Here is an 18192-nt window from a genome sequence, read left to right as displayed (position 1 = left end):
CCGACGAGGGCCTGGGGTACTGCGGCTGGGACTATTGCGCGCCGTACGACACCAAGCGGCTCTTCTACCGTCTGCCGGTCTCGAAGTTCGCCGGCAAGTCCGTTCTCAGTGCGGAGTTCGTGGTCCGGAACACGTGGTCCGCTTCGTGCACGGACCGCAGTGTCGAGCTCTGGCGCACCAAGGACATCTCCTCGTCGACGACCTGGAACTCGCAGAACGCCCCCGGCTTCTGGATCAAGGAACTGAGCGCGAAGTCGTTCGCCTACGGGCACGACGGATGCGCGGCCAAGGACGCCGAGTTCAGCGTCAAGGCGGCGGTGCAGGAAGCCGCGGACAAGAAGTGGTCGACCATGACGTTCGGCCTTCGCGCGGCGAGCGAGGGCGACCGCGTGGCGTGGAAGCGCTTCTCGGACAACGCGTTTCTGCGGGTCGAGTACAACCGGGCACCCGCCCAGATCAAGATGTCGCAGCTGGCGATGGAGTACGGAGGCACCTGCAAGAAACCGGCCGCCGCCGCGCGCGTCCGCACGCTGGGCGCGATCTACGCGAACGGTGTGACCGATCCGGACGGTGACACTGTCCGCGTGCAGTTCCAGGCGAAATGGGACTCGGGTGACGGCAAGGGCTTGATCGCCCGCTGGAGCCCGGCGCTGACGTCCGCGAAGAAGTCCGGCTCAAGTTTCTCGATCGCGCTACCCGCTTCCGTGCCGACCAACAGGCAGATCAACTGGTACGCGCGGTCGTACGACGGTGCGCAGTACTCGCCCTGGTCGTACACGGGCGACGACCCGACCGGCTGCTACTTCTTCTACGACACGAGCGTGCCGAAGGCTCCCGCCCTCTCGTCGGGAGAGTATCCGGCGTCCAACCCCGAGAATCCGGACGATCCGTGGTTCGACGGAGTGGGCAAGTACGGTGCCTTCACCCTCGACTCGCCCGAGTCCGATGTGACGAAGTACTGGTACGGGATCAACGCGGATCCGAGTTCGAAGAACACCGTCACCACATCAGCCGGCGCGGCGCAGACCGTGCAGGTGCTGCCGGCGGAGTCGGGGCTCAACTTCGTGACCGCCCAGGCATTTGACGCGGCCGGCAACGGCAGCGAGATCCGCACCTACCAGTACCGGGTCAGGGCGGGTCAGCCGGAACGTGCCGCCTGGCAGTTGGACGAGGGCACGGGCACCACTGCGGCGCAGGGCTCCTCCGGCGCGAGAGCGGCAGCGCTGCGCGGCGGCGCCCTTGCCGGAGTTCCTGGCGTGAAGGGGAACGCGGTGTCCTTCGACGGAGTGGACGACTACGCCGTCACCGACATTCCCACGGTGAACACCGAGATCGGCTTCTCCGTGTCGGCCTGGGTGAAGCTGTCCGGCGTTCCCAGCCACGCCGCGATCGTCGCGGCCCAACCGGGCAACCACTCGCCCGGCTTCGAGCTCTACTACTCGCACTCCTACGGCCGTTGGGTGTTCAATCAGTACACCTCGGACTCACCCGGCGCCCCCGTCGCTCGTGCGATGGCTCCACAGCCGGGTGGGGTGGAGGCGAACCGGTGGACGCATCTGGTCGGTGTCTACAGCGGAAGCACGCAGGACCTCCGTCTCTATGTGGACGGCACCTTGGTCGGCACCACGCCGTACACCACCGCGTGGGACGCCCGCCGCGGGCTGCAGATCGGCGCCGGTTCCTACAGCGGAAGCGCGGCCTCGTTCCTGCCGGGGCAGATCGACGAAGTCCGGATCTTCGACAAGCCCGTGAGCGCGACTGAGGCGGGGCGCCTGTTCCGCCATGAGGGGATCGGCACCGGACGCACCGCACGCGCGGTGTTCCCGCTCGACGAACCGGCAGGCGCCCTGGAAGTGACCGGGCGGGCCGACACCCAGCCGCTCGCCCTTGCCGGTGACGCGCGGCTCGGGGCAACCGGTGTGGCCGGCAACGCCCTGGAGCTGGACGGCACGGGGGACTACGCGCACACGGCGGCTCCTCACCTGGACACCCAGCGTCCGTTCACGGTGTCCGCGTGGGCGAAACTCGACCGCGTACCGGGAGAGGGAGCTACCGTCGTCGCTCAACTCGGCCAGAACCGGCCGGGCTTCGAGCTGTACTACTCCAAGACGTACAACCGCTGGGGGTTCACCCAGTACTCCGGCGACGTACCTGGTGCGACGCAGATCCGTGCCGTGCAGCCGGAGGGGACTTCGGCACGCGTGGGCGAGTGGGTCCATCTCGTGGGCGTGCACGACGCGACCGCGAACACCCTGACGCTGTACGTCAACGGTGTGAAGTCCGCCAGCGTCGCCCAGCCCGCCTCCTGGTATGCGGGCGGCCGGGTCCAGGTCGGTGCGCTGAGCATCGACGGGGGCAGCCTGATTCAGTACTTCCCGGGCTCCATCGACGACATCAGGTTCTTCGACCGCCCGGTGGCCGAGGACGAAGTGCGTCAGCTCTTTCAGCGACGCCCGCTCGTCAAGGCCCGCTGGAAGTTCGATCAGCCCGGCACCGTGACCACACCGGACAACTCCGCCGCGGGTAACGACCTGACCCTGGGCGGCGGCGCACAGCTCGGATCGGGCTGGGTGGACGGGGGACTGATCCTCGACGGTGTCGACGACTACGCCGCCAGCGCGGCGGCGCCGGTGGACACGAGCACCAGCTTCACCGTGACCGCGTGGGCGCAGGCAGCGGCGGTGCCACAGTCCGGTGTGACGCTGCTCAGCATGCCGGGAGCACAGCAGAACGCGTTCGCGGTCCGGTATGTGCCCAGTGCGACACCCGATTCCGATCCGGGCCGTTGGCGCATCACGGTCCCCGACGAGGACAGCGGGAGTGCCGGCTCCGTCGATGTGGAGAACGGCCAGTTCTACAGCGCGGCCGACTGGACCCATCTGGCGGTCGTCTACGACGGGTTCGCCAAGCGATTGCAGCTCTACGTGAACGGTGAACTGGAGGAGTCGGCCTGCGTCGACGCCGACGGCAACGGCGAAGGCGACGACACCGCCTGCACCGACAGGATCTCCTGGTCCGAGAACGTGATCTCTTTCAGGGCGGCCCAGCCGCTGCAGATCGGCAGGCTCAAGAGCGGTACGTCCTGGGGCCAGTACTGGCCCGGCGTTCTCTCCGACGTGTGGGCGTTCCAGGGCACGCTGACCGGTCGCCAGGTAGCCGAGTTGGCGTACGGATTGCCTGGTAGGCCCACCGAGGTTCCCGGCGGCGACGCCTGATCCGCGGCAGTGCCGGGCCCAGGTCGAACGGCCCGGGCCCGGCACTGCCACGACACCTGGGACTCACCATCCACAATCCGCCGGGCGGGCCTGCCCGCGGCGAAGAGAAGGACAAGACAACAGGATGAACGGCAGACCCACGCAACGGCACCCGAACCTGCGGCGCCGCCTGGCACTGGCCTCCGCCGCGGTCATGGTCGGCACGCTCCTGCCGGCGGTGGCCCAGCCCATCGCGGCAGCCGCCGACGGCACCCGGGCTGCCCCGGCCGCTTTCGAGAAACCGGTGGCCGGTACGACCGCCAAGGTCACACCACGCACCGTGATGAAGGGCGCACGCACTCCCGCCGCGCCCCCCGACAGCAAGTGGCCCGTGGCGTCCACCAGCGTGGTGGCCCTGCCCGGTACCGACGCCGTCGGCGCCAAGCCCGCCCTCGTCCCCGGCCTGCCCCTGACCCTGGACACCAAGGTCGGCTCCGGTGCCAAGCCCGCACATGGCGGCGTCGAGACCCGTGTTCTCAGCCGCGCGGCGACCAGGAAGGCCGGCGTCGACGGTGTGCTGTTCACCCTTCGCGGCAAGGACACCACGTCCAAGGGCGTGCCCGGCCAGGTCCGCGGCTCGCTCGACTACTCCGGCTTCGCCGACGCCTACGGCGGCGGTTACGCCTCCCGGCTGACACTGGTCGAACTGCCCGCCTGCGCACTGACCACCCCCGACAAGTCGGGCTGCCGCACGGCCAAGCCCGTCAAGACGGTCAACGACGCCGAGAAACAGACCCTCACCGCCCCGGCAGTGACCCTGCGCGCGGCCGCCCCCACCGTGCTGGCGGCCGTCGCCGCGACCGGGAGCGCCAACGGCGACTACAAGGCGTCCCCGCTCGCGGCGTCGGCGACGTGGAGCACCAATCTCAACACCGGTAATTTCAGCTGGTCCTACAACATGGCGGTGCCCGCCGTACCCGGCAACCGGGTCCCCAACGTCGGTCTGTCCTACTCCTCCGGCTCCGTCGACGGCCGCACCGGCAACACCAACAACCAGGCGTCCTGGACGGGCGACGGCTTCGAGATGTGGCCCGGCTACATCGAACGCCGCTACAAGCCCTGCGCCGACGACGGTCAGCAGGCCGACGACGGCGTCAACAAGCCGGGCGACCTGTGCTGGGGTTATGACAACGCCTACCTGTCACTGAACGGCAAGGCCGGGGAACTGGTGCCCGACGGCACCGACACCTGGAAGCTCCAGAGCGACGACGGCACAAAGATCGAACGCCTCTCCGGGACAACGCGGAACAACGGCGCCCGAAACGACGAGTCCTGGCGGGTCACCGCCCCCGACGGCACCCTCTACCACTTCGGCTACCACCGACTGCCCGGCTGGGACGAGGGCAAGGAGACCACCGACTCGACCTGGACCACCCCCGTCTACGGCGACGACAGCGGGGAACCCTGCCACGGCGCCACCTTCGCCGACTCCTGGTGCCAGCAGGGCTGGCGGTGGAACCTCGACTACGTCGTCGACACCCACGGCAACGCCGTCACCTACTTCTACGACAAGGAGGACAACCACTACGGCCGTAACCTGGAAGCCGAGGACGGCACCCCCTACGTCCGCGGCGGCACCCTCGACCGTATTGAGTACGGACTGAAGTCGACCTCGCTCTACACGGCCAAGCCGCTGGCCAAAGTCACTTTCGTCAACAGCGAGCGCTGCCTGAGCAACGCGCAGACCACCTGCTCCGACATCGACACCGATGCCGCCCACTGGTACGACACCCCCTGGGACCTCGACTGCGACAGCGGCGAGGACTGCGACCAGGGACGTCTGTCCCCGTCCTTCTTCACCACCAAGCGCCTGACCGAGGTCAACACCCAGGTCTGGGACGGCAGCGCCTACCAGCCCGTCGACTCGTGGAAGCTGAGTCACCGCTGGGGCATGGCCGACACGGACTACCAGTTGCTGCTCGACTCCGTCCAGCACACCGGCCGGAGCACCACCCCGGCCATCACCCTGCCGAAGACCACCTTCGCGTACACACAGCTCACCAACCGTCTCGACAGGACCGGCGACGGCTACGCCCCGTTCATCAAGGGCCGCCTTTCCACCATCGCCGACGAATCCGGCGGCCAGATCGACGTCAACTACTCCGCGCCGACCTGCTCCTTCGACGCACTGCCCACCCCGCAGACCAACACCACCCGCTGCTTTCCCCAATACATCGGCGGCAGTGACAGTGACGACCCCGAGCGGCAGTGGTTCAACAAGTACGTCGTCGCCTCCGTCACCGGCACCGACCGCACCGGCAAAGCACCCGACCAGGTCACCGGCTACGACTACCTGGGCGGCGCCGCCTGGCATTACGACGATGACGACGGCCTGACCAAGGAGAAGTTCAAGACCTGGTCCCAGTGGCGAGGTTACGGCCAGGTGCGTGTCCAGACCGGCGGCCAGGGCGGCGCCGGGGCGATGAAGACGCAGAAGGACACATACTTCCTGCGGGGCATGGACGGCGACCGCGAGAACGCCTCCGGCGGTACCAAGGACGTGACCGTCTCCCTCGGGGCCGGCGAAGGAGACCCGATCACCGACCACGAGTCGGCGGCAGGCTTCACGTACAAGACCGCCACCTACTCCGCACCCGGCGGCAAGATCCTCTCCAAGTCGGTCAACCGGCCCTGGCACCACGAGACCGCCAAGAAGGAACGCGACTGGGGCACGGTGACCGCCAACTTCACCGGCACCGCGTCCAGCCGTACCTTCGCCTCCCTCGACGACGGCGTCGGCAGCACGTGGCGTACCACCTCGGCCGCCACGACCTACGACACCGCGACCGGCCGCGTCACCCGGACCGAAGACCTGGGCGACGACAGCCTTCCCGACGACAACACCTGCACCCGCACCACCTACGCCACCAACACCACCAAGAACATCCTCAGCCTCCCCGCTCGGGTCGAAAGCGTCGCCAAGGGGTGCGACACCACACCCAGCCGCCCCGGCGACGTCATCTCCGACGTGCGCTCCGCCTACGACGGCGGCGCATACGGCGCCGAACCCACCAAGGGCGACACCACCGCGACCGCCCTGCTGAAGAAGTACGACGGCACCGTCGCCGCCTACATCGAGTCCGGCGCCACCCACGACGCCTACGGCCGCACCCTGACCAGTACCGACCTGAGCGCCGACGTGACGGTCACCGGTGCCGGGACCGTCACCCGCACCCCGCGTACGGACGGGCGCACCACGACCACCGTCCACGCACCGGCCACGGGCTTCCCCGCCTCCGTCAAGACGACCACACCGCCGGCCGTCGCCACCGACACCACCACCGCGCAGACCTCCACGACCACCCACGAGGGCCGGCGCGGGCTGCCGCTGACCAAGACCGACACCAACGGCAAGGTCACCAACCTCGCCTACGACGCGCTCGGCCGCTCCACCAAGGTGTGGCTGCCCGACCGGCTCACCGGCCAGACCCCGACCTACGAGTTCACCTACAGCACCACCGAGAACAAGCCCGTCTCCGTCGGCACCAGGACGATCGCGGAGAACGGCACCCAGGCCAGCTCCTACGTCCTCTATGACGGCTTCCTCCGCCCCCGCCAGACCCAGGAACCCGGCCCGGACGGCGGCGCCCTGCTCGCCGACACCTTCTACGACGAACGCGGACTCGTCACCAAGGAGTTCGCCCCCTACTACATCGAGGGTGCCCCCTCAGCCGGCCTCTTCCAGCCCGAGAACGCGCTGAGCGTCGAAACACAGAACCGCACCGCCTACGACGGCCTCGGCCGACCGGTCGAAGCCAAGCAGATCGCCGGCAACGGCGACGGCGGTACCGTCCTCAACACCACCACGACCCTCTACGGCGGAGACCGCGTCACCACCATTCCGCCCGTCGGCGGCACTGCCACCACGGTCCTCACAGACGTCCGTGGACAGACCACCGAACTGCGCCAGCACCACAGCCGCAGCGCCACCGCCGCCTATGACACCACCGCGTACCGGTACACACCGCGCGGCGAGCCGGCCAAGGTCACCGACCCGGCCGGGAACGCCTGGACCTATACCTACGACCTCCTCGGTCGGCGAACCACGTCCACGGACCCCGACAAGGGCACGACGGTCAGTCAGTACGACGACCGCGGCCAACTTCTCCGCGCGGACGACGCCCGCCCCGGCACCGGCGCCCTGTGGTACACGTACGACGGCCTCGGACGACAGACAGAGCTCCGCGAGGGCTCCGCCACCGGAACGCTCCGCGCCACGTGGGTGTACGACACCATCAGCGGCGCCAAGGGTCACCTCGCCGAATCCACCCGCTACCACGGCGGCCACGCCTACACCGCCAAGGTCGTCGCCTACGACCGCCTCTACCGCCAGTTGCGCACCTCCTTCACCATTCCTGCCGTCGAAGGTGCCCTCCAGGGGACGTATCTGAGCGGTACCACGTACAACGTCTCCGGCACTGTCCAGGGCACCGGTTATCCCAAGGCGGGCAGCCTGGCAGCCGCCACCGTCGTGTACGCCTACGAGGACCAGACCCTTCGGCCCATCGGGATGAGTGGCATCCAGGGCCTGAACTCCACCACCAAGTACAGCCTCACCGGCAAGCCGCAGAGCTACGAGCTGTGGAACGGGGCCAGCAAGAAGGTCATAGCGACCAATACCTACGAGTGGGGCACCCAGCGTCTGGCCACCTCGCGTATCGACCGTCAGGACATCGCCGGCGTCGACCAGTACAACACCTACCGTTACGACGAAGTCGGCAACATCCTTTCGGTTTCGGACACTTCCCGCTCCGGCACCGACACACAGTGCTTCGCCTACGACGGCCTGCGCCGTTTGACCGATGCCTGGACACAGACGCTCACCAGTTGTTCCTCGGCGCCGAATGGGGTCGCCCTGGGCGGTCCCGCTCCCTACCGGAACTCCTACACCTACGACAAGCTCGGCCAGCGCCTGACGGAGACCGTCCACGACATCGGTGGCGACACCGCCAAGGACATCAGGCGCACCTACACCTACCCGGCCGCCCTCAGTTCGCAGCCGCACGCCCTCACCTCGGTCGCCACGGCCGGCCCGTCCGGGACGTCGCAGGACACCTATACCTACGACGAGACGGGCAACACCGTCACCCGCACTCAGGGCGGAGACACCCAGGAACTCACCTGGGACGCGGAAGGCCACCTGGCCAAGGTCACCGAACCGGTGGAGGGAAGCGCCGACAAGGTCACCGAATACCTCTACGACACCGAGGGCAACCGCCTGATCGGCCGCACCCCGACCGAGACCACCCTCTACCTCGGCTCGACGGAAGTCACCCTGGCCAAGGGCGCCACGACCACCAAAGGCACCCGCTACGTCGACCTCGGCGGCGGCCACCGGGCCGTGCAGCAGAACGACGGCAGTGTCTCCATCACCCTTGCCGACCACCACGGCACGGCTCAGATCGCCATCAACACGGGCACCCAGGCCCTCACCCAGCGCCGCACCCTGCCCTTCGGTGGGGTCCGTGGCACCGAACCCACCAGTTGGCCCGGTACGAAAGGCTTCGTCGGAGGCACCGACGACACCAGGACAACCGGCCTGACCCACCTCGGTGCCCGCGAGTACGACCCCGTGACCGGCCGCTTCATCAGCGTCGACCCGCTGTTGGAGACCGACAAGCCGCAAACCCTCAACGGCTACACCTATGCGGCCCAGAACCCTCTCGCCTTCACCGACCCCACGGGCCTCGGCCTTGCCTGCGGAAGCGGCGGAGACGGATGCCCCGACGACGGTGACCCCATGCCCGAGGGCCCGAAATCCGACGGCAACGGCCTCAATTACGGAGACAAGCCCGGCAGTGACGGGCCCGCTCCGACCGGGGGCGGCTCCGGAAATCTGGGAGAGGAGATCGGCTACGACTTCAACGAAGACGGACTCATCTCGTTCTGGCCCGGAATCAACGTCCCCGCAAACTGGAAGAACGCACAGAGCTACATTGCCGCCTTCTACCAAAAAATGGACTACCTGTGCGAGTCCGGACGTGAGACCTGCGGGGACCCGGCTTTCGCCCTCTTCTCCTCCAATACCAACGGCGCAAAGGGAGAAGCCTGCCGGGCGGTGTTCGGAAAGAACTGCACGGGACGCTTCAAGCAGCTTGGTTGGGGCATGGGAGCCCAGATGCTCGCCGGTCTGGAAGCCGCTGCCATGGGCGGTGAGGGGCCGGCGGGCGGTGGACCGTTCCTCCCGCGGTGGGGTAGCAGTCGCTGTGCCGGAAACAGCTTCACAGCTGATACCAAGGTCGTTCTCGCGGATGGCACCGTAAAGCGCATAGAAGACGTGAGGATCGGCGACAAGGTCCTCGCCACCGACCCCAAGACCGGCAAGACCTACTCCAAGAAGGTCACAGCCGAAATCAAGGGCAAGGGTACGAAGAACCTCGTCAAGGTAACGATCGACACGGACGGCAAGAAGGGAACCAGAACGGCCTCGGTGACGGCGACCGACGGCCACCCCTTCTGGGTACCCGAACTGAACGTGTGGATCACGGCAACGGCCCTCAAGCCGGGCCAATGGCTCAAGACAAGGGCCGGCACGGACGTCCGCATCACCGCACTGAAGCGCTGGACGCAGCAGGCCCCGGTGTACAACCTCACCGTCGCTGACGTTCACACGTACTATGTGCTGGCGGGGCAGACTCCGGTCCTTGTCCATAACTGCAACAAGAATCAGGGCGTGTACGAGTTTCCCGATCAGTGGAACCCTGGGAAGACATACGTCGGCAAGACGCTGAACTTCAAGAACAGGCTCAAGGATCACCTTGACAGTGGGCGGTTGAAGAGCCTCGATGACGTCAAGTGCACGCACGTATGCGGCACAGAGGACGACGTTTTCATCGCTGAGCACCTCCGCATGGAGGAGTTGAAGCGCCAAGGGGTTCAGTTGGGTAACGACCTTACTTCGCCTGGTAAGAAGAAGCTGCAACAAAGAGGGTTCCAGCAGTTGGAGCTCTGGTGAGGGTGGATCGCGTGACCGACTTCTGGAGCATCATCGGGTCGAATCCCGCTCAGTCGGGAGACGATGTGCGGTCAGCTCTCGATCGGGTCTCTGGGCGACTTGATGGGCTGGATGCGACCGATTTGGTCAAGTTTTCCGAGGAGCTGCGCGAGGCTCTTTATAGGATTGACAGGCGGGAGCTAGCGGAGATCCCGGTGGTGTCGGCGGTTGGATTGGAGCTGCCGCAAACAAGTGACCACTTCCTGTATGCGCGTTGCGCGTGCATCTTGGGTGGCAGGGATGCGTACGATGCGGTCTTGGGATCGACCTCAGAGTTCACGTGTTTCGTCAGGCCATTCTTCCAGGCCGCCGAGGGGCTTCTCTATCTCGCTCCTAGCGTTTACAAGAAAAAATTCGGCAGTGAAATGGTGGCGGTCGGCGGATTCCCCATTGAATCAATGTCGAATGCGCAGGGCTGGGCGGAATAGGTCTACCGTGAACGGCGTGCTACGCAAACGCGCCAGTGGTCTTCTGGCATTGCGCCAGCGGTCCTCTGAGCTGCTTTGACGGCAACGCTGACGGCAACGCAGCCGGACGTTGACGGCCCCACGAGTCTTCTCGTGGGGCCGTCGGCCGTTCTGGATGAGTGCAGTGCTACTGGCTGGCAGCCTTGCTACCGAGGACGCTGCCCAAGGTGTCGATGGCTTGGCGTTGGAGGCGGAGTCGGACGTGGGCGTAGACGCCAGCGGTGACGCCGATGTGGGCGTGGCCGAGGAGTTCCTTGATGACGACGAGGTCGACGCCTTGCTCCAGGAGCAGGGTGGCGGTCGAGTGCCGCAGGTCGTGGAAGCGGATGCGTCGGAGGCCGGCCCGGTTGAGGAAGCTGCGGAAGCGGCGGGTGAGGTTGGCCGGGTCGAGAGGTCCACCGGTCGGGGTGGCGAAGACGAGGCCGCTGTCCTTCCATCCCACCCCGGCCTCTCCCTGCTCCCTGTCCTGCCGTTCCTTGTGCTTCTTGAGGGAGTGGATGCATTCGGTCGGGAGCGCGATGCGGCGCTCGGACGCTCGGGTCTTGGTGGGCAGATGGGTGAGGCCGCCGGTGCGGGTGCGCTGGAGTGAGTGTCGGATGGTGGCCGTTCCTGTGTTGAGGTCGAGGTCTTCCCAGTGGAGGCCGAGGAGTTCGCCTTTGCGGAGGCCGGTGCGTAGGGCGAGTTCATACAGCGCGTGGAGCGGGTCGGCGCGGGCTGCGTCGAGAAACTGACGGGCCTCTACTGCGGTGAGCGGACGGAAGCGCCTGGGCTGGTGCGTGGTGGTCTTGACGTTGCGGGCGACGTTTCGGGGCAGTTCGTCTTCGCGGACGGCGTGTTCCAGTGCCGACTTGAGCACCGAGTGCACGTAGGTCACGGTCAAAGCGGACAGCTGCTTCTGGCAGCACTCGCCGATGGCGCAGCACCTCTTCTGTTCGGTGTCCAGGCCCTGGGCGCAGCACTGGCAGGTGGTGCGCAGGCGATCAAGGCGACCCGCTGGCGCGGGTCGCGCGCGGCACGGCCGCCCACCCGGCCCGCTCTCGGCTCCGCCACCGCAGGCCGGCCAGCGACCAGGCCGCGCAAAGACAGCGCAGCGGACGACCGGAAGCGCGGAGGAAGCCGGACGCGTCAGCACGGCGAACGCCAGGCCGAGGGCGAGGCGACGGCGGGGAATTGGCCGGGACGGAGGCCCGGAGGTGGGGCCGGTCGGCTCCGTGGGCTTTACCCACCTCCCCGGGCCGGGGCCCGCGTCGGGCAAGGCCAGGGGGCCACTCGTTCAAATTCCGGGCAGGATCACGACCTGCCCGAGTTGCCGGGCCAGCGTACGGCCCCCTGACCATGCCCGACCCCAACCCGGGCAGGACACCGGCCAAAGCCCACTCCACCCCCCTGACACGCGTAGCCGTCTGACGGCAACGCCGACGGCAACACGGGCGCACAACACGGCACTTCCACGTACTCCAACGGACAGGCCGGAATTCGCTGACCAGCGAAAATGCAGGTGACGACCGCCCGGCGAGCACACGTACTATGTGCTGGCGGGCGAGACTCCGGTACTCGTTCACAATGCAACGCCAGGTCAGAAATGCGATCTGACGCTGGGTGCTGGTCCGAATGCCCGAGAGGGAGTAGGCCTGGAGAACGGTGACATTGAGGCAGATGGCGTTCGAGATCTGATCAATGAATCCGGAAATGCGCACGGCTGCCACACCTGCGATGCCACGACGCCCGGCACCAAGGACGGGGACTGGATCCCAGATCACCAGCCGCCGTCTAGTCTCGTCGCTCCCGGATCTCCTCAGACGGCGTACCCTCACTGTCTGCTCTGCGCTAGGCGGCAGGGTGGGGTCGCCTCACAACTTTCACAAGAAAAGAGCAAGAAGGAATGGTAGCTAATAGTCCTGTAGTTGCATTCCTGGCAAAAATCGAGCACGGATGCCTGATCTTGCGGGATGCGGGAAGTGGCGATGACGTCAGCGACTGGGATCCGGCGTCGAGCAGCTGGTACCGAGAGGGCAGTTCACTCATCTTCGGCGTTCAGGCGAGTGTCGACGGTCCTGTCGAATGCGAGGTATGGAAGTCGGCTCCGCCTATGGTGCTTCCTGCGAACCTCTTCGAGGTGTCGCTCCCGTGTCCGTCCGGGTGGCTCGTATTGCACGATCCGAACGAATACGCCCGAATGCAATTTACGGGATTCCGCAGCTCTGTGATCTGTTCGGTAATGGTGGATGATCCGCAATTTCCGTCAAAGGTTCAGATCTTGCTGAGGGGAGAAGGAAAGTAGCTTCTTGAGGCTCGCAGGAACGGGTGACGCTCTACTCGGGGGGTCTCGCCCGTTCCTCGCACGCGGAGCGAGGGCGTCATTCCGCTGGGGGATGTCGACCTCACCGCGCCCTTCCGGACTGCAAAGTTGAAGCCCCGTCAGGTACGTCCTGAAGGGGCTTCTGCATGGGGTGACTGCAGTAGTTGACGGCAGCGTCAGCGGACGACGGCCGTGGCGGGTGGGTCGTCGGGTCGTTGCGCCGGCGTTCAAACGCGCGGTCAGCTCCGACAGATCAACTTCGCGGTGTCTGACGGCAACGTCGACGGAGAGCCGCTGCTTCAGAGGGGCTGTTGGTGAGGGCGCTGTGGAGGCGTGGGCCGTTATTCGATGGAACCGTTTCCTCATTCACTTCTAGGGTTGCCGGGCAGCAGCTAGATGCGAGGCGACGGGGGAGCAGGGCGATGCGTACGGCGTATCCGCGGACCGGGCATGTGGCCTGGTCGCCCGGGGTCGCGGACGACGATGTGCGGGTGGGGGAGCTGGGTGGGCTGTGGGGGCGGGAAGTTGTCGTCACCGAGAAGGTGGACGGCGAGAACACCACCCTGTACCGCGACGGGCTGCACGCGCGGTCGTTGGATTCCGGGCATCATCCGTCGCGGGCCTGGGTCAAGGGGTTGCAGGGGCGGATCGGGGCGTTGATCCCCGGTGGGGTGCGGGTGTGCGGGGAGAACATGTATGCCCGGCACTCGATCGCGTACGAAGAGTTGGAGAGCTGGTTCTACGGGTTCTCCGTGTGGGACGGCGACTGGTGTCTCGGCTGGGACGAGACCGTGCGGTTCCTGCGGGGGCTGGGGATTCCGGTGCCGCCCGTGCTGTGGCGGGGGACGTACGACGAACGGGCCCTGCGCGCGCTGACGTTGGACCCGGCGCGGCAGGAGGGGTACGTCGTACGGACCGTCGAGGGCTTCGTACGGGGGGAGTTCGGGGCGCGGGTGGTCAAGTGGGTGCGGCCCCGGCACGTACGGACCGGTACGCACTGGATGCACGCGGCGGTTGTCGAGAACGGGCTCGGGGCGGGCGCGGCGTTGTGGGACGTGCGGGCCGGGGGAGCGGTGGACGCGGGAGCCCTGGCCGCGGCGGTGGGTGTGGAGGGGGACGCGGCGGCCGTCGGGGAAGTTGTCGGGCGGCTCGACGCCGACGGGCGGCGGTACGGGGACGACCGGCTCGCAGGGGTTCTCGCCGCGTATCTGCACCGGGTTCCGCGCGGCCGGCTCGCGGGCCGGCTCGTCGCGCCGCTCGGGATGGCGCAGGCGCGGCGGGTCGCGGACCTGGTCGGCCTGCATCCGGCGCTGCACCGGCCCTTCCCCGACGACGAGCGTCGCGCCGGGCTCGCGCGCATGGCGCTCGCCGCCGACCTCGGGGTGCTGCACGCCGTCGCCGGCGCGGTGGCGGCGGACGCGGGGGCGCGGGAGCAGGTCGAGTGGTCCGCGCTGGTCGCCGAGGAGGCCGGGCTCCTGGACCCGGAGCCCTTGCGGGCGCTGCGTACGGGGCTGCGTGCCGAACTCACGGGTCTCGTGGGACGCGCGGGGTTCGACGGGCTCGACGGGCTCCGCCCGGACGCCGTCGAACGCTGCTGGGCCGAAGCCCGTGACGCCTGGGCCGACGGCCGGCTCACCTCTGTCGAGGAGGCCGTCGCCGCGACCTGGCGGTGGCGCGACGGCCACTTTCCACGGCTCATCCAACTCGTCGGTCCTCCAGGCAGCGGGAAGAGCACCTTCGTAGGAGGACTCACCGGGGTCGGGACGCGGATCTCGCTGGACGACCTGCGGGAGGAGCGGGGAGGGCGCGCCGATCAGCGCGCCAACGGGGACGTCCTCCGGGACGGCCTCGACCGGCTCGACCGGGCGCTCGCCGCCGGGGGCACCGTCGTGTGGGACGCCACGTCCCTCAACCGCCAACAGCGTTCGCTCGTACGGACGGTGGCCCGGCGCCGCGACGCCTTCGTCACGTATGCCGTACTCCTCGTGGACGAGGCGGAGTTGGCCCGCCGCAACGGCGTACGGCCGCACCCGGTGCCGCCCGACGTGCTCGCGGGACAGCTGCGCCGCTTCGTACCGCCTTATCCGGGCGACGCGCACCGCACCTGGTACATCGGCGCGGGCGGCGCCGTCGAGGACACCGACGCCGTGACGGCGGGGGGCATGTGATGCGGACCAGTGATCAGCTCTACCACCAGGTGCGCTGGGACCCGCGCTTCGACCCGGCGCGGTTCGTGGTCGGCGTGAGCCGGCGCGGCACGACGCCCGGCCGGATCCCACTGCCCGCGTTCGTGCCCGGCGGGGACATCCCGTGGCACCGCGTGCTGTTCGTGGAGGCGGACGGCGAGGTCGTCTGGGACCGGGCCACCGGCGTCGACCGCATCGACACGACCGACGCGGGACGCGTACGGCACACGCGTCTGCTGCGGGCGCCGTACTTCACGGCGTGCACGGCGTACGCGTACGACGGCCACGACTGGGTTCCGGCCCAGGCCGTCGCCGCCCCAACTCTCCCCGCCACGTTGCGCGTTCTGACCTGGAACACCCTCTGGGACCGCTACGACAGCGACCGCGTCCACACCGCCGCCCGCCGCCCCCTGCTGCTCGCCGCCCTGGAGGAGTCGGACGCCGACCTCGTCGCACTCCAGGAGGTCGAGCGCGAGTTGCTCACGATGCTCCTGAACGCGCCCTGGGTAAGGGCGAGTTACACCCTCGGCGGCGATCCGGACGGGCGGGGCGTGGACGACGACGGGCTGCTGCTCCTCAGCCGGCTGCGCGTACGCGAGGCCGGACGGCATTCCCTCGGCCCCCACAAGGCCGTCACCGCGCTCACCGTGGAGACCGCGACGGGCCCGCTCGTCGTGGCCGCCACCCATCTGAGCAGTGACCACTCCCCGGACGGCGTGGCCCGGCGCCGGGCCGAACTGGCCTCCCTCGCCGAGGGGTTGAGCGGCGTCGACGCCGAACTGATCCTGCTGGGCGACTTGAACGACGGGGCCGGTGGGGACGGCGGGCCGGCTGCCGCGCTCGGGCTGCGGGACGCGTGGAGCGAGGTGTACGGCTCCGAGGACTCCACGCCCACGTTCGATCCGGTCGCCAATCCGCTGGCGGCGGTGGCGTCGCTCTCGGGCCGGGCCGCACGGCTCGACCGGGTACTGCTGCGGGGGAGCGGGGCGGTGACGGGCGCCGTGCTGCGCGGTGACACACCGGACGACGCCACCGGGCTCCACATCTCCGACCACTACGGGGTGGAGGTCAACCTCCGTGTCGGGGAAGCCGGTTCATCTCAGGATGTGCTTGATGCGCTCGACGTGGCCGCCACCGCCCGTACCGCCGTCGCCTGGATACCGCCCCGTGAGCTGTGGCCGCCGCTCCAGGCCGTACGGCACGAGCACGACCCGCAGATCGACCGCTGGCCGCCGCACGTGAACCTGCTTTTCGGCTTCGTCCCGGAGTCCGACTTCGAGCGCGCGGCCCCGCTGGTCGCCGCAGCCGCCGCCGGGACCGCGCCATTTGCCGTACGGCTGGCGGGAGTTCACACCTTCGGACACCGCGAGGACGCCACCCTCTCGCTCGATCCGGCGGCGAGCGGGGGAGACGGCGACGGCTGGACGGGGCTTCGGGAGGTACTGGAGAGGCGGTTCCCGCGCTGCGGCGGCCGGCGGGTCGAAGGGTTCACGCCGCACCTCACGCTGGGGCGGAGCCGGAACCCGCAGCGAGACGCGGCGGCCGTCGAGACACGGGTCGGCGAACTGATCTCGACAGTCGGTGAGTTGGCACTGCTGTCACGGCGGGGCGACGAGCCGATGCGCGTACGGGCGACGGTCGCGCTCGGCACGGGCGGGATCCGCTGGACGGAGGAGGAGGGGCCGAGTGCGTGCCCGGAGACCGTGGACTCCGACGACCTCGCGCGCCTGCTTGCCCGGACCCTGCCGGAGGGCGCCGTGCACGTCGTGGGCTCCCGCCGGATGGGCTGCGCGCCCGCCGGGGCGGACCTGGACCTGGTGGCGGCGCTGCCGGGCGCGGTGGTGGACATGGACGAGATACGGGGGCGGGTGGCTGCCGCGCTCCCGGCCGGCGCGTCCGCCGTACGGGAGGTGCTGGGCGCGCGGGTGCCCGGACTCCGTTTCGCGGTGGGCGAGTTGGGCGTCGATCTGGCCGTGGTCGCGACCGGGGACCTGGACCCGGCCTCGGCCGTAGAGCGCCGGGCCGAGCTGGGCGGGCCGGCCGCTGTCGCGCTGAGCGCGGTGAGCGACGCGGCGGCCGTACGGGACGCGGTCGGCGACCGCCACGACGCCTTCGCCCGGCTGGCGCGGGACGTGAAGACCTGGGCGCGGGCCCGTGGCCTGGACTCGGCGCCGTTCGGCGGGACTCCGGGGCCGGCCTGGGCGGTGCTGGCGGCGCGCACGGTCGCGGACGGCGGGTCGCTGGACCACGGGGAGCTGCTCAGGGACTTCTTCGGGAGCTGGGCGGCCTGGGACTGGCGGATCCAGGTCGGCCTCGCCGACGGGGCCGCCTCGACCACCGCCCCGGTGACGGTCCTGACCCCGACCGCGCCCGTCCGCAGCTGTACCGAGCAGGTCGGACCCGGCCAACGCGACTTGCTGGTGCGGGAGTTGTACCGGGCCTGGGAACTCCTGGAGGACACAGGCGCCTTGGTGTCCGTGCCTCCGCCCCTGCATCGCAGGCACGCCGCGTGGGCGGTGGTGACGGTGAACACGCGGCGCCCGGACACCCTGGGCCGATTCCGAGGCCGCGTAAGGGCGTTGCTCACCGCGCTCGAAGCGGCGGGGGCGCGGGACGCGCACGCCTGGCCCCGGCCGTTCGCGACGGACGCGCACTCCGTCCGCTACGCGATCGGTCTCGGCGCCGATCCGCCGGATGCCGCGACGCTCGCGGGCATCGTGGAACCGTGGGGCCGTGGTCTGCGGGACGTCGATGTCGCGTGGGCGGCGGGCGGCGACGTACCGACGCAGTCCTGACCGCCCGTTGACCGCTGGTCGAGTGGTGGGTGGTGAGCGGTGCGGCGGGTCTGCTCGGGCCGGGTTGCCGGGCAGGGCCGCGCAGCCCTCGCTCACGGACGGGCCCCGTTGTCAGTGGCTCGGTATACGGTGCGTCGCGGTAGGCCGGACAGAGATCGTCAGGGACTCGCGGCCATGGGGGGTGGGTCGGACAGACC

The 18192-nt window shown here is 68.8% G+C and carries 5 protein-coding genes and 1 pseudogene; 5 read left to right on the top strand and 1 reads right to left on the bottom strand.

Features of this window, described 5'->3' with window-relative positions:
- Nucleotides 1-119 precede the first annotated feature (119 nt).
- The 3 genes from OG875_RS11675 (at nt 120) to OG875_RS11665 (ending at nt 10676) form a co-directional block, all read left to right on the top strand.
- On the top strand, nt 120-3215 hold the full coding sequence (locus tag OG875_RS11675) for a LamG domain-containing protein (RefSeq protein ID WP_330174151.1): 3096 nt from the start codon (nt 120-122) through the stop codon (nt 3213-3215).
- Nucleotides 3216-3339: 124 nt separating this feature from the next.
- A complete protein-coding gene (locus tag OG875_RS11670; RefSeq protein WP_330174150.1) occupies nt 3340-10209 on the top strand; it encodes a polymorphic toxin-type HINT domain-containing protein in 6870 nt (2289 codons plus the stop codon).
- A gap of 11 nt (nt 10210-10220) precedes the next feature.
- Nucleotides 10221-10676: a DUF4240 domain-containing protein gene (locus tag OG875_RS11665; RefSeq protein WP_330174149.1), complete on the top strand. Its 456-nt coding sequence runs from the start codon at nt 10221-10223 to the stop codon at nt 10674-10676.
- A gap of 166 nt (nt 10677-10842) precedes the next feature.
- Here OG875_RS11665 and OG875_RS11660 read toward each other — a convergent pair.
- Nucleotides 10843-11700: pseudogene (locus OG875_RS11660) on the bottom strand (tyrosine-type recombinase/integrase); the annotation flags it as partial.
- Nucleotides 11701-13436: 1736 nt separating this feature from the next.
- Here OG875_RS11660 and OG875_RS11655 point away from each other — a divergent pair.
- Together OG875_RS11655 and OG875_RS11650 are read left to right on the top strand one after the other, a co-directional pair.
- Nucleotides 13437-15182: an RNA ligase family protein gene (locus tag OG875_RS11655; protein WP_330174148.1), complete on the top strand. Its 1746-nt coding sequence runs from the start codon at nt 13437-13439 to the stop codon at nt 15180-15182.
- On the top strand, nt 15182-17995 hold the full coding sequence (locus OG875_RS11650; protein WP_330174147.1) for an RNA repair domain-containing protein: 2814 nt from the start codon (nt 15182-15184) through the stop codon (nt 17993-17995). Before OG875_RS11655 ends, OG875_RS11650 begins: the two co-directional genes overlap by 1 nt.
- Nucleotides 17996-18192: the final 197 nt, after the last annotated feature.

The sequence above is a fragment of the Streptomyces sp. NBC_01498 genome, assembly GCF_036327775.1.
Taxonomy (GTDB): domain Bacteria; phylum Actinomycetota; class Actinomycetes; order Streptomycetales; family Streptomycetaceae; genus Streptomyces.
Note: the sequence above shows the minus strand (reverse complement) of the source record. Positions and strands in the feature narration are given on the sequence as shown.